The 12,587-nt window shown below is 67.1% G+C and carries 10 protein-coding genes; 4 read left to right on the top strand and 6 right to left on the bottom strand.

What is annotated here, in order from left to right; translation table 11 throughout:
- The first annotated feature begins 1 nt into the window (after position 1).
- Positions 2-1,519, top strand: coding sequence for a PepSY domain-containing protein (locus P5703_RS21915; protein ID WP_279645095.1), 1,518 nt, complete (start codon positions 2-4; stop codon positions 1,517-1,519).
- Here P5703_RS21915 and P5703_RS21910 read toward each other — a convergent pair.
- A complete protein-coding gene (locus tag P5703_RS21910) occupies positions 1,498-3,201 on the bottom strand; it encodes an alpha/beta hydrolase (protein ID WP_020308622.1) in 1,704 nt (567 codons plus the stop codon). The two genes, P5703_RS21915 and P5703_RS21910, sit on opposite strands and share 22 nt — an antisense overlap.
- A gap of 164 nt (positions 3,202-3,365) precedes the next feature.
- Here P5703_RS21910 and treS point away from each other — a divergent pair, with 164 nt between their 5' ends.
- Positions 3,366-5,435, top strand: a complete 2,070-nt coding sequence (gene treS / locus P5703_RS21905; RefSeq protein ID WP_197861506.1) for a maltose alpha-D-glucosyltransferase — start codon at positions 3,366-3,368, stop codon at positions 5,433-5,435.
- A gap of 83 nt (positions 5,436-5,518) precedes the next feature.
- Positions 5,519-6,124 (top strand): eCIS core domain-containing protein, encoded by a 606-nt coding sequence (locus P5703_RS21900; protein ID WP_020308618.1) that lies wholly within the window; start codon positions 5,519-5,521, stop codon positions 6,122-6,124.
- Between the two features lie 110 nt (positions 6,125-6,234).
- On the opposite strand, the gene P5703_RS21895 is transcribed toward P5703_RS21900, so the two are convergent.
- The 3 genes from P5703_RS21895 to P5703_RS21885 are packed head-to-tail and all read right to left on the bottom strand — an operon-like array spanning position 6,235 to position 8,751.
- Entirely contained in the window at positions 6,235-7,008 is a 774-nt protein-coding gene (locus tag P5703_RS21895; protein ID WP_020308614.1) for a MetQ/NlpA family ABC transporter substrate-binding protein, read from the bottom strand.
- 58 nt (positions 7,009-7,066) lie between these two features.
- On the bottom strand, positions 7,067-7,744 hold the full coding sequence (locus P5703_RS21890) for a methionine ABC transporter permease (protein WP_011911288.1): 678 nt from the start codon (positions 7,742-7,744) through the stop codon (positions 7,067-7,069).
- Positions 7,744-8,751 carry a methionine ABC transporter ATP-binding protein gene (locus P5703_RS21885; RefSeq protein ID WP_020308611.1) on the bottom strand — a complete coding sequence of 336 codons (1,008 nt, stop codon included), beginning with the start codon at positions 8,749-8,751 and terminating at the stop codon, positions 7,744-7,746. The genes P5703_RS21890 and P5703_RS21885 overlap by 1 nt, the downstream gene beginning before the upstream one ends.
- Before the next feature lie 225 nt (positions 8,752-8,976).
- Between P5703_RS21885 and katE the strand changes: the two genes are divergently transcribed.
- Entirely contained in the window at positions 8,977-11,151 is a 2,175-nt protein-coding gene (katE, locus tag P5703_RS21880) for a catalase HPII (protein WP_256042952.1), read from the top strand.
- A 144-nt stretch (positions 11,152-11,295) separates the two neighbouring features.
- Here katE and P5703_RS21875 read toward each other — a convergent pair whose 3' ends face one another.
- On the bottom strand, positions 11,296-11,793 hold the full coding sequence (locus P5703_RS21875) for a YgjP-like metallopeptidase domain-containing protein (RefSeq protein WP_013981211.1): 498 nt from the start codon (positions 11,791-11,793) through the stop codon (positions 11,296-11,298).
- A complete protein-coding gene (gene znuB / locus P5703_RS21870; protein WP_014595334.1) occupies positions 11,790-12,575 on the bottom strand; it encodes a zinc ABC transporter permease subunit ZnuB in 786 nt (261 codons plus the stop codon). The genes P5703_RS21875 and znuB overlap by 4 nt, the downstream gene beginning before the upstream one ends.
- Between the last annotated feature and the right edge of the window lie 12 nt (positions 12,576-12,587).

Raw genomic sequence — 12,587 nt, 5'->3', positions numbered from 1 at the left:
CATGAAGCGTTATCTGTACCTGATGCATCGCTGGCTCGGCATCGCCCTGGGGTTGTTCGTCCTGGCCTGGGTCGTCAGCGGCGTGGTGATGCTCTTCGTCGGCTATCCCAAGCTGACACCGGCCGAGCATCTGGCGCGACTGGCACCGCTGGATGCCGGCTGTTGCATCGCGCCGGGTGCGGCGCTTGTCGCCAGTGGCGATCCGCGTACCCCGCTCAGCCTGCGCCTGACCGGTGCCGGCGGCTCACCGCGCTACCTGCTGGACTACGGCGACGGACCGCTGCTGGCGGTGGATGCGCGCAGCGGTCGGCGCATCGAGCGCATCGGTCCTGCCGAGGCGCTGGCCAGCGCGCGGCAGTTCACCCAGGGGGCTGAAGTGCGCCTGCTCTATCAGGTCGAAGAAGATGCCTGGACGCGCAACCATGCGCTGGCCCGCGAGCGCCCGTTGTATCGGGTCCAGGCCGACGATGCCGAACGGCACCTGCTCTACGTCTCCAGCCACAGCGGGCTGGTGGTGCGCGATGCCAGCGCCCACGAGCGGGCCTGGAACCTGCTGGGCGCCTGGCTGCACTGGCTCTATCCGTTGCGCGAGGTGATGCCGAAGGCCGCCTGGTCGCCGCTGCTGGTCTATGGCGCCCTGCTCGGCGCGGTGCTGGTGCTGCTGGGCATGCTGATCGGCCTGCTGCGCTGGCGCTTCACCGGGCGCTACCGCAACGGATCGCACTCGCCCTACCCGGCTGGAGCCAGCCGTGTGCACCACGTCGGCGGGCTGCTGGTCGGCGTCGTGCTGCTGGTCTGGCTGGTCAGCGGCATGCTGTCGATGGAGCCCTGGGGGCTGTTCGAGAAACGCTCGAGCATCGATGCCGCCGCGCTGCGGCAAGCGCCGCTAAACGCCGAAGCGCTGGATGCGGATCTGGCCTCCTCGCTGGCCCGATTCCGCGCGGCTGGTTTCGAAGCGGTGGAACTGCAGTGGCATATGCTCGGCGATCAGCCCTATCTGGTCGGCCTCGATGCCAGGGGCGATACGCGCATTCTGCCCGCCGCATCCGCCGGGCCGGCGCAGGAACACCTTGAGCGCGCGGTACTGGAGCGCCAGGTCCGCGAGGCCTGGCCGGAACAATCGCTGCACTTCGAGTGGCTGGAACAGGAGGATTTCCACTACTACGCTCGCAGCGAACCAAGCCTATACAGCCATCTGCCGCGCCGCTTGCCGCTGCTGCGGGTGCGCTTCGACGATCCGGCCGCCACCTGGCTGCACATCGATCCCTACAGCGGTGCCGTCATCGAACAGCTGGATCAGCGCCGGCGTGCCGTGCGCTGGGCGTTCAAGCTGCTGCACAGCTGGGACTGGCTGCCCTTGCTGCAACGGCCGCTGCTGCGCGACGGCCTGCTGCTGGCCTTCAGCGCGGGTGCGCTGGTGATCAGCCTGAGCGGGGTGTTGCTGGGCTGGCGACGGCTTAGGCCGCGGGCGCGGCGTCGCCAGGTGCGCCGGCCGGTTCAGCCGCCGCGGTTGTCGTAGGCGGCTTCGTTGCTGTCCTGCTCGCCGGCGCGTACCTGTTCGTGGGTCAGCTGCAGCTTGAGGCGCTGCAGCGCGTCGGCATTCCAGCCGGGCGGGCTGCTGACCAGGCGCCAGGCATCGACATAGTCGGCCGGCGCATAGACGTGGCCGTAGCCGGGCGGCGTCGGCGTGGTCACCGCCATGTCCACCGCCAGCTGCAACATGGTAACCAGCGGGAACCAGCGTAGCGACGGCGATACATCCGGCCCGCGCGGCTCGGCCAGCCAGTCGGGGCGGCGCCAGGCGTAGCGATGGTCGAAGAAGGTGATCGGATCGCTGGCGTACTGCAGGTAGAGCAGACGCATCGGCCCCCAGGGCGCATCGGCCGGCTCCGCTGTGCCCTGCTGGTTCATGAAGCGGACGAAGCGGCCATCGCGGAACCGTGGACGCCATTCGGGGCTGTCCGGGTCGCGGCTGTCGGTGAGCGTGCGCCACAGGTCGCTGCGAAACGGCGGACCGCTCCAAAGCGCGCCGTGGATGGGATCGCCGAGCAGTTCGTGCAGCTCCCAGGAACGTTGCGAATGCAGCGCGCCGAGGCTCAGGCCATGCAGATACAGGCGCGGTCGGCGTTCGGCCGGCAGTTCGGTCCAGTAGCCATAGATCTCGGCGAATAGCGCGCGGGCCACGTCGCGGCCGTAGTCGGCCTCCACCAGCAGCGCCAGCGGGCTGTTCAGATAGGAGTACTGCAACGCCACGCTGGCGATATCGCCGTGGTGCAGGTATTCCACTGCGTTCATCGCCGCCGGGTCGATCCAGCCGGTACCGGTGGGCGTCACCAGCACCAGCACCGATCGCTCGAAGGCGCCGCTGCGCTGCAGCTCGCGCAAGGCCAGACGCGCCCGCTGGCGCGGGGTCTCTGCCGCGCGCAGACCGACGTAGACGCGAATCGGCTCGAGCGCCGAGCGGCCGCTCAAGGCGCTGATATCCGCCGCCGACGGGCCGGAGCCGATGAACTCGCGGCCGGTGCGGCCCAGCTCCTCCCAGCGCAGCAACGAGGCCCGGCTGCCGCTTTTCAGCGGCGAGACCGGTGGCGCCGTCTCCGGTTCGATCAGGGCGTCGTACTGCGCGAAGGATGCGTCCAGCATGCGCAGCGCCCGCGCCGCCAGCACATCGCTGAGCAGCGACCAGAACAGCGCCAGCGCCACCAGCACGCCGATCACGTTGGCCAGGCGCCGTGGCAGCACGCGGTCGGCGTGCCGCGAGACGAAGCGCGACACCAGCCGATACAGACGCGCCAGCGTCAGCAGGATGAGAAAGGTCGCCAGCGCGGTGAGAATGACTTCGAGAAGGTGCGCGCTGCTCACCGGTGGCATGCCCATCAGCGCGCGTACCGCGTTCTGCCAGCCGGCGACCTGGCTGAGGAAATACCCGGCCAGCAGCAGGCAGCCGACCGCGATCAGCAGATTGACCCGCTCGCGCTGCCAGCCCGGGCGCTCCGGCAGTTCCAGATAGCGCCACAGCCAGCGCCAGAACACGCCGAGGCCATAGCCTACCGCCAGCGCCGCGCCGGCCAGCACGCCCTGGCTCAGCGTCGAGCGCGGCAGCAGCGATGGCGTCAGCGCCGCGCAGAAGAACAGCGTGCCCAGCAGCAGGCCGAAACCGGACAGCGAGCGCCAGATATAGAGGACGGGCAGGTGCAGCATGAAGATCTCCGCGGTCGGGTGACGGCGTCGCCGCCTCGGCATATCGAGGCGTGTCCGGTCGTGCGGTTCCCGTGATGGTCGCAGCAGACCAATCCGATGCAACGATGGCCGAGCGGCCGACTCAAACGTCTACATTTCCCTAGTGCTGCCGGAACCGATCGCCGATGAGCATCCCAGACAACACCTATATCGAATGGCTGGTCAGCCAGTCCATGCTGCATGCGGCCCGCGAGCGGTCGCGTCATTACGCCGGCCAGGCGCGTCTCTGGCAGCGGCCTTATGCCCAGGCCCGCCCGCGCGATGCCAGCGCCATCGCCTCGGTATGGTTCACCGCCTATCCGGCGGCCATCATCACGCCGGAAGGCGGCACGGTACTCGAGGCCCTCGGCGACGACCGCCTCTGGAGTGCGCTCTCCGAACTCGGCGTGCAGGGCATCCACAACGGGCCGATGAAGCGTTCCGGTGGCCTGCGCGGACGCGAGTTCACCCCGACCATCGACGGCAACTTCGACCGCATCAGCTTCGATATCGACCCGAGCCTGGGGACCGAGGAGCAGATGCTGCAGCTCAGCCGGGTGGCCGCGGCGCACAACGCCATCGTCATCGACGACATCGTGCCGGCACACACCGGCAAGGGTGCCGACTTCCGCCTCGCTGAAATGGCCTATGGCGACTACCCCGGGCTGTACCACATGGTGGAAATCCGCGAGGAGGACTGGGAGCTGCTGCCCGAGGTGCCGGCCGGGCGTGATTCGGTCAACCTGCTGCCGCCGGTGGTCGACCGGCTCAAGGAAAAGCACTACATCGTCGGCCAGCTGCAGCGGGTGATCTTCTTCGAGCCGGGCATCAAGGACACCGACTGGAGCGTCACCAGCGAGGTCACCGGGGTCGACGGCAAGGTGCGTCGCTGGGTCTATCTGCACTACTTCAAGGAGGGCCAGCCGTCGCTGAACTGGCTCGACCCGACCTTCGCCGCGCAGCAGCTGATCATCGGCGATGCGCTGCATGCCATCGACGTCACCGGCGCCCGGGTGCTGCGCCTGGACGCCAACGGCTTCCTCGGCGTGGAACGGCGTGCCGAGGGCACTGCCTGGTCGGAGGGCCACCCGCTGTCCGTCACCGGCAACCAGCTGCTCGCCGGGGCGATCCGCAAGGCCGGCGGCTTCAGCTTCCAGGAGCTGAACCTGACCATCGATGACATCGCCGCCATGTCCCACGGCGGGGCCGATCTGTCCTACGACTTCATCACCCGCCCGGCCTATCACCATGCGTTGCTCACCGGCGATACCGAATTCCTGCGCATGATGCTGCGCGAAGTGCACGCCTTCGGCATCGACCCGGCGTCACTGATCCATGCGCTGCAGAACCATGACGAGCTGACCCTGGAGCTGGTGCACTTCTGGACGCTGCACGCCTACGACCATTACCACTACAAGGGCCAGACCCTGCCCGGCGGACACCTGCGCGAGCTGATCCGCGAGGAGCTCTACGAACGGCTGACCGGCGAGCATGCGCCCTACAACCTCAAGTTCGTCACGAACGGCGTGGCCTGCACCACCGCCAGCGTCATCGCGGCGGCGCTGAACATCCGTGACCTGGACGCCATCGGCCCGGCCGAGGTCGAGCAGATCCAGCGCCTGCATATCCTGCTGGTGATGTTCAATGCCATGCAGCCCGGCGTGTTCGCCTTGTCAGGCTGGGATCTGGTCGGCGCCCTGCCGCTGCCCGCCGAACAGGTCGAGCACCTGATGGGCGACGGCGACACGCGCTGGATCAATCGCGGCGGCTATGACCTCGCCGATCTGGCGCCGGAGGCGTCGGTCTCCGCCGAAGGCCTGCCCAAGGCCCGCTCGCTGTACGGCAGCCTGGCCGAGCAGCTGCAGCGGCCAGGCTCCTTCGCCTGCCAGCTCAAGCGCATCCTCAGCGTGCGCCAGGCCTACGACATCGCTGCCAGCAAGCAGATCCTGATTCCCGATGTGCAGGCGCCAGGACTCCTGGTGATGGTCCACGAACTGCCTGCCGGCAAGGGCGTGCAGCTCACGGCACTGAACTTCAGCGCCGAGCCGGTCAGCGAGACCATCTGCCTGCCCGGCGTGGCGCCCGGCCCGGTGGTGGACATCATTCACGAGAGTGTGGAGGGCGACCTCACCGACAACTGCGAGCTGCAGATCAACCTCGACCCGTACGAGGGGCTCGCCCTGCGTGTGGTGAGCGCCGCGCCGCCGGTGATCTGAGCGCCCTCTTCGCGCGCCCCGGGTCCGCCGCTATAGTGCGCAGCGCCTGGGGCGCGCATCGCCCTCGCCGTCGAGACCAGCCCGTGTCGTTCACTTCGCTTTTCCGCCTTGCGCTGCTGCCGCTGGCGCTGCTTGCCGCACCCGTATGGGCGCAGACCGCCTGCCCGCCCGGCCAGCAGCCGATCTGCCTGAGTGGCAGCTGCCTCTGCGTGCCGGCCGCCGCCAGCGATCCACAGGCCGTCTACGACCGCGTGCAGCGGATGGCCACGCTGGCCCTGCAGAACTGGATCCAGCAGTCGCGCGACCGCCTGGTGGCCGGCGGTGTCGAGCCGATACCGCTGCACATCCGCTCGCAGCTCGAGCCGTATTTCGATCTTGCCGTGCTGGAGAGTGCGCGGTACCGCGTCGGCGACGAGGTGGTGCTGAATGCCGGCAACACCCTACTGCGCAACCCGGACGTCAATGCCGTGACCCTGATCGACGTCATCGTCTTTCGCCACGAGGAGGATGCCCGGGACAACGTCGCGCTCTGGGCCCATGAGCTCAAGCACGTCGAGCAATATCTGGACTGGGGCGTCGCCGAGTTCGCCCGGCGCTACACGCAGGATTTCCGTGCCGTGGAGCGCCCGGCCTATGCGCTGGAGCGTGAGGTGGAAGAGGCCCTGCGCGAGACGCAGACGGGGCGCTGAGCGAGCTGATCGGTGCTGCTGCCCGCAGTGGGCGGAAGCCCACCAATGACGCCGGCGAAAACGAAAAACCCCGCCGAGGCGGGGTTTCTGACGCGGGTTGTGCGGTCAGCTCAGAACGCCGGGACCACGGCGCCCTTGTACTTTTCCTCGATGAACTGGCGTACTTCCTCGCTGTGCAGCGCGGCAGCCAGTTTCTGCATGGCATCGCTGTCCTTGTTGTCCGGACGGGCGACCAGGATGTTCACGTACGGCGAGTCGCTGCCCTCGATCACCAGGGCGTCCTGGGTCGGGTTCAGCTTGGCTTCCAGCGCGTAGTTGGTGTTGATCAGCGCCAGGTCGACCTGGGTCAGCACGCGCGGCAGGGTCGCGGCTTCCAGTTCGCGGATCTTGATCTTCTTCGGGTTCTCGGCGATGTCCTTCGGCGTGGCGGTGATGCCGGCGCCGTCCTTCAGACCGATCACGCCGGCCTTGTCCAGCAGCAGCAGTGCGCGGCCGCCATTGGTGGCATCGTTGGGAATGACCACGGTGGCGCCGTTGGCCAGTTCGTCCAGCGACTTGACCTTGCTCGAGTAGGCACCGAAGGGCTCGATGTGTACGCCGGCGACGCTCACCAGCTCGGTGCCCTTGCCCTTGTTGAATTCATCCAGGTACGGCTGGTGCTGGAAGAAGTTGGCGTCCAGGCGCTTCTCGGCGACCTGGATGTTCGGCTGCACGTAGTCGGTGAATACCTTGACGTTCAGCGTCACGCGCTGCTCGGCCAGCTGCGGCTTGACGAACTCCAGCAGCTCGGCATGCGGCACGGCGGTGGCGGCCACGGTCAGGGTTTCGGCGGCCTGGGCGGAAAACGCCGCGACGGTGGCCAGGGCGGCAATCAGTTTCTTCATCGTTCGGTTCCTTCAGGAGTTGAGCGGGGTGCGAAGGTTCGCTCGCCCTGGTTGCGGTTCATTTGCGCGAAAAGTGGGTCACCAGCCGGTCGCCGAGGCTCTGCAGCAGCTGCACCAGCACCAGCAGCAGGACCACGGTGACCACCATCACGTCGGTCTGGAAGCGCTGGTAGCCGAAGCGGATGGCCAGGTCGCCAAGGCCGCCGGCACCCACCACACCGGCCATCGCGGTGTAGGACACCAGGGTGATGGCGGTGACGGTGATGGCGGCGATGATGCCCGGACGCGCTTCCGGCAGCAATGCGCTGAAGATGATCTGCCGGGTGGTGGCGCCCATGGCCTGGGTGGCCTCGATGATGCCGCGGTCGACCTCGCGCAGCGCGGTCTCCACCAGCCGCGCGAAGAACGGCGCGGCGCCCACCACTAGCGGCGGGATGGCACCGGCCACGCCCAGCGAGGTGCCGGTGATCAGCACGGTGAACGGAATCATCACGATCAGCAGGATGATGAACGGCAGCGAGCGCAGCACGTTGACCACGAACGACAGCGCGGCATACAGCGGGCCGTTCTCGAACAGCTGGCGCGGACCGCTGAGGAACAGCAGCACGCCCAGCGGAAGGCCGAGCAGAATGGTGAACAGCAGCGAGCCGCCGAGCATCAGCAGGGTGTCCAGCGTGGCCAGCCAGATTTCGTACCAGTCCACGTTCCCCAACAAAGAGCTGAACAAGGCTTCCATCAGCGCAGCACCTCCACATGCACGTCAGCGGCTTGCAGACGGCTCATCGCCGCCGCCATGTCACCACCGATCAGCGCCAGGGTGAGCTGGCCGTAGGGGGTGTCCTTGATGCGGTCGATGCGCCCGGACAGGATGCTGTAGTCGACCCCGGTTTCACGGGCGACGGTGCCCAGCAGCGGCTTGTAGGTGGCGTCGCCCTGGAACGTCAGGCGCAGGATGCGGCCCGGCACGTGGGCAAAGTCATCGTGCATGTCGCCCTCGTCCACCGCCTCGTCTTCCAGCACGAAACGCTGGGTGGTCGGATGCTTGGGATGCAGGAACACCTCGGTCACCGGGCCCTGTTCGACGATCGCGCCGCCGTCCATCACCGCCACGCGGTCGCAGACACGGCGGATCACATCCATCTCATGGGTGATCAGCACGATGGTCAGCTTCAGCTCGCGGTTGATCTCGGCCAGCAGTTGCAGCACCGAGGCGGTGGTCTGTGGGTCGAGGGCACTGGTGGCCTCGTCGCAGAGCAGGATGCTCGGCTCGGTGGCCAGCGCGCGGGCGATGCCGACGCGCTGCTTCTGGCCGCCGGAGAGCTGTGCCGGGTACTTGCGTGCATGGTCCTTGAGCCCGACGCGTTCGAGCAGGCTGGCGACGCGGGCGTCGATCTCGCTGCGCGAGCGGACGCCGGCCAGGCGCAGCGGCATGGCGACGTTGTCGGCCACCGTCTTGGACATCAGCAGGTTGAAGTGCTGAAAGATCATCCCGACGCGCTGGCGGAAGCGCCGCAGGCCGTCGGCATCCAGCGCGGTGACGTCCTCGCCGTTGACCAGGATGCGTCCGCCGGAGGGCTCCTCGAGGCGGTTGATCAGGCGCAGCAGCGTGCTCTTGCCGGCGCCGGAATGGCCGATCAGACCGAACACTTCACCGGAGGCGATTTCCAGCTGCGTCGGTTGCAGCGCAGGAATATCGCGGCCGGCGGTCCGATAGGTTTTATGGACTTGATGGAATTCGATCACGGGCGAACCTTGTGGGTGCGACGTTTGTTGCCGGGATGATCGGCGAAAGCCCGGCATTCTACCCGTTTGCCGGCGACGTCGCTCGCCTGCGCCGCTGCGATTGAGCAAATCCATGGCGCTGATAGGCAAAGCAAATCGTCGCAGGCGGCAACCTTGCGGCGATCAATGGGGTCACTAACCGGTACGCCGTGAATCGATCATGTGGCTGCCCCGCGTTCCGGGCCGATCGTTCGCGGTACCGCTCACCGCAAACGGAGGCCCACCATGACCGACAAGACCCCGCAACAGAGCGAGCTGGCCGGTACCGACACTGTCGACCGCGCCAATCACAACGCCAAGCTCGACCAGCTGGAAGCGTTTCGCAGCGACGCCACCGGCGAGGCGCTGCGCACCAATCAGGGCGTGAAGATCGCCGACAACCAGAACACCCTCAAGGCCGGCGGCCGTGGGCCCTCGCTGCTCGAAGATTTCATCATGCGCGAGAAGATCACCCACTTCGACCATGAGCGCATCCCCGAGCGCATCGTGCATGCCCGCGGTGCCGCGGCGCACGGCGTGTTCGTCAGCTACGCTGACCACAGCTGGCTGACCAAGGCCTCGTTCCTCGCCGCAGAAGGCAAGGAGACGCCGGTGTTCGTGCGCTTCTCCACCGTGCAGGGCTCGCGCGGCTCGGCGGACACCGTGCGCGACGTGCGCGGCTTCGCCACCAAGTTCTACACCGACGAGGGCAACTTCGACCTGGTCGGCAACAACATGCCGGTGTTCTTCATCCAGGACGCCATCAAGTTTCCGGACTTCGTCCACGCGGTCAAACCCGAGCCGCACAACGAGATCCCGCAGGCGCAATCGGCCCACGATACCTTCTGGGATTTCGTCTCGCTGACGCCTGAGTCCGCACACATGGTGCTCTGGACCATGTCCGACCGCGCCCTGCCGCGCAGCTACCGGGCGATGGAAGGCTTCGGCGTGCACACCTTCCGCCTGATCAATGCCGAGGGCGTCAGCCGCTTCGTCAAATTCCACTGGAAGCCGGTGGCCGGCGCCTTCTCGCTGGTCTGGGACGAGACGCTGAAGATCGCCGGCAAGGACCCGGACTTCAACCGCCGCGACATGTGGGAGTCCATCGAGATGGGCGACTACTTCGAGTGGGAGCTGGGCGTGCAGGTGGTCGAGGAGGCCGACGAGCACAAGTTCGACTTCGACCTGCTGGACCCGACCAAAATCATCCCCGAGGAGCTGGTGCCGGTGCAGAAGCTCGGCAAGATGACCCTCAACCGCAACCCGGACAACTTCTTCGCCGAGACCGAGCAGGCCGCCTTCCACATTGGCCATATCGTGCCGGGCATCGACTTCACCAACGACCCGCTGCTGCAGGGCCGGCTGTTCTCCTACACCGACACCCAGCTGCTGCGTCTCGGTGGGCCGAACTTCCACGAAATTCCGATCAACCGTCCGCTGTGTCCGTTTCACAACAACCAGCGCGACGCCTTCCATCGCCAGACGATCCACAAGGGCCGCGCCAACTACGAGCCCAACTCCATCGACAACGGCTGGCCCAAGGAAACCCCGCCGGCAGCTCAGGGCGGCGGTTTCGAGAGCTATCCGGAGCGGGTCGAGGGGCACAAGATCCGCAACCGCAGCGAATCCTTCGGCGACCACTTCTCCCAGGCCACGCTGTTCTGGAACAGCATGAGCGGCCCGGAGAAGGAGCACATCATCGGTGCCTATACCTTCGAGCTGGGCAAGGTCGAGCGGGTGTTCATCCGTGAGCGTCAGGTCAACGAGATCCTCGCCAACATCGACCTGGAGCTGGCCCGCCGCGTGGCCGAGAACCTCGGCCTGCCGGCACCCGCTGCGCCGACCGTAGCGGCGAAGGTACCGACCCCGCAAAGCTCGCCGGCCCTGAGTTTGATGAACCATGCACCGGGCAATATCAAGTCGCGCAAGATCGCCATTCTGGTGGCCAACGGCGTCGATGGTGCGGCGATCGATGCATTCAAGGCCAAGCTGGCCGAGCAGGGCGCGTTGGCCAAGATCATCGGTCCCTCGCCGGCGCCGGTGAAGACGGCGGACGGCAAGATGCTGCCGGTCGATGCCGCGATGGACGGCATGCCCTCGGTGATGTTCGACGCCGTGTTCGTCCCCGGCGGTGCCGATGCGGCGGCGGCCATGGCCAAGTCCGGCGAAGCCAAGCACTACCTGCTGGAGGCCTACAAGCACCTGAAACCCATCGTGGTGCTCGGTGCGGCACGGCCGCTGCTGGCATCGCTGAACCTCACTGCCGACAGCGGGCTGCTGGAGGGCGATGACGTCGATGCGGTATTCGGCAACTTCGCTCAGGCGCTCGGTCAGCACCGGGTGTGGGCGCGTGAGGCCGCGGCGGAGGCGATCCCGGCGTAACGGGTCAGGGTAGGGTGGATGGCCGAAGCCATCCACACGGATGAGGCGCCAGGTCCGGCATGAGGCGAAACCGGGCACTGGCGCGTGGAAAATCGCTTCGCGGGTTTCCATCCTACGCAGGCTCCAGGGCCGCCGGGCGGCTGGTCAGCCGTCCTGCAGCTCCCGCCAGTGCAGGAACAGCCGCAGGTCGAACTCGATCTGCCCGTAGCCGGGCAGCATGTGTTCGCACAGCTTGTAGAACGCACGGTTGTGCTCGCTCTCGCGCAGGTGGGCGAGTTCGTGCACCACGATCATCCTGAGAAACTCCGGCGCCGCGTCGCGGAACAGTGCGGCGACGCGTATCTCCTTCTTTGCCTTGAGCTTGCCGCCCTGCACCCGTGACACCGCGGTATGCAGGCCCAGCGCCCGATGGGTCAGGTCCAGCCGATTGTCGTAGAGCACCTTGTCGATCGGCGGCGTGCTTTTCAGGTACTCCTGCTTGAGCGTCTGCACGTAGCCGTACAGCGCCTTGTCGCTCTGCACCTCATGCCGTGCGGGGTAACGCCGCTGCAGATAATCGCCCAGACGGTTCTCTGCAATCAGCTGGCGCACCTGAACCAGCAGCGCTTCAGGGTAGCCGCGCAGGTACTTGAGATCGGTCATGCGCGCTTCGGCCAGGCGAAGCTGAGCAGGAACAGTGCGGCGGCGCTGACCACGATGGACGGGCCGGCCGGAGTGTCCTCATACCAGGACAGCGTCAGTCCCAGGCACACGGCGACGATTCCGAGGATGCTTGCGCCCAGCGCCATCTGTTCCGGCGTGCGCGCATGGCGCTGTGCGGCGGCGGCGGGAATGATCAGCAGCGAGGTGATCAGCAGCACGCCGACGATCTTCATCGCCACGGCAATCACCACGGCGATCAGCAGCATCAGCGCCAGGCGGATGCCGGCCACTGGCAGGCCTTCGACCTTGGCCAGCTCCTCGTGCACGGTGATCGCCAGCAGCGGCCGCCACAGCGGGATCAGCATCAGCAGCACCAGCGCGCTGCCGCCGATGATCCAGGCCAGGTCGCTCGGCCCGACGGCCAGCAGGTCGCCGAACAGGTAGCCCATCAGGTCGACACGCACATCCTTCATGAAGCTCAGCGAGACCAGGCCGAGCGATAGCGTGCTGTGGGCCAGGATGCCGAGCAGGGTGTCGGAGGCCAGCGGCTGGCGCTGCTGCAGGGTCACCAGCAGCAGGGCGAGCAGCACGCAGCCGACGGTCACCGCCAGCGTCAGGTTGACGTCCAGCATCAGCCCGAGGGCGACGCCGAACAGCGCGGCGTGGGACAGGGTGTCGCCGAAATAGGCCATGCGCCGCCAGACGACGAAGGAGCCGAGCGGGCCGGCGACCAGCGCCAGGGCCAGGCCGGCGAGCAGCGCATTGAGAAGGAAATCGGGCATCTGATGCTCTGT

Source organism: Stutzerimonas sp. FeSN7 (assembly GCF_030263795.1).
GTDB lineage: Bacteria > Pseudomonadota > Gammaproteobacteria > Pseudomonadales > Pseudomonadaceae > Stutzerimonas > Stutzerimonas stutzeri.
This window is presented reverse-complemented; position numbering and strand designations above follow the sequence as displayed.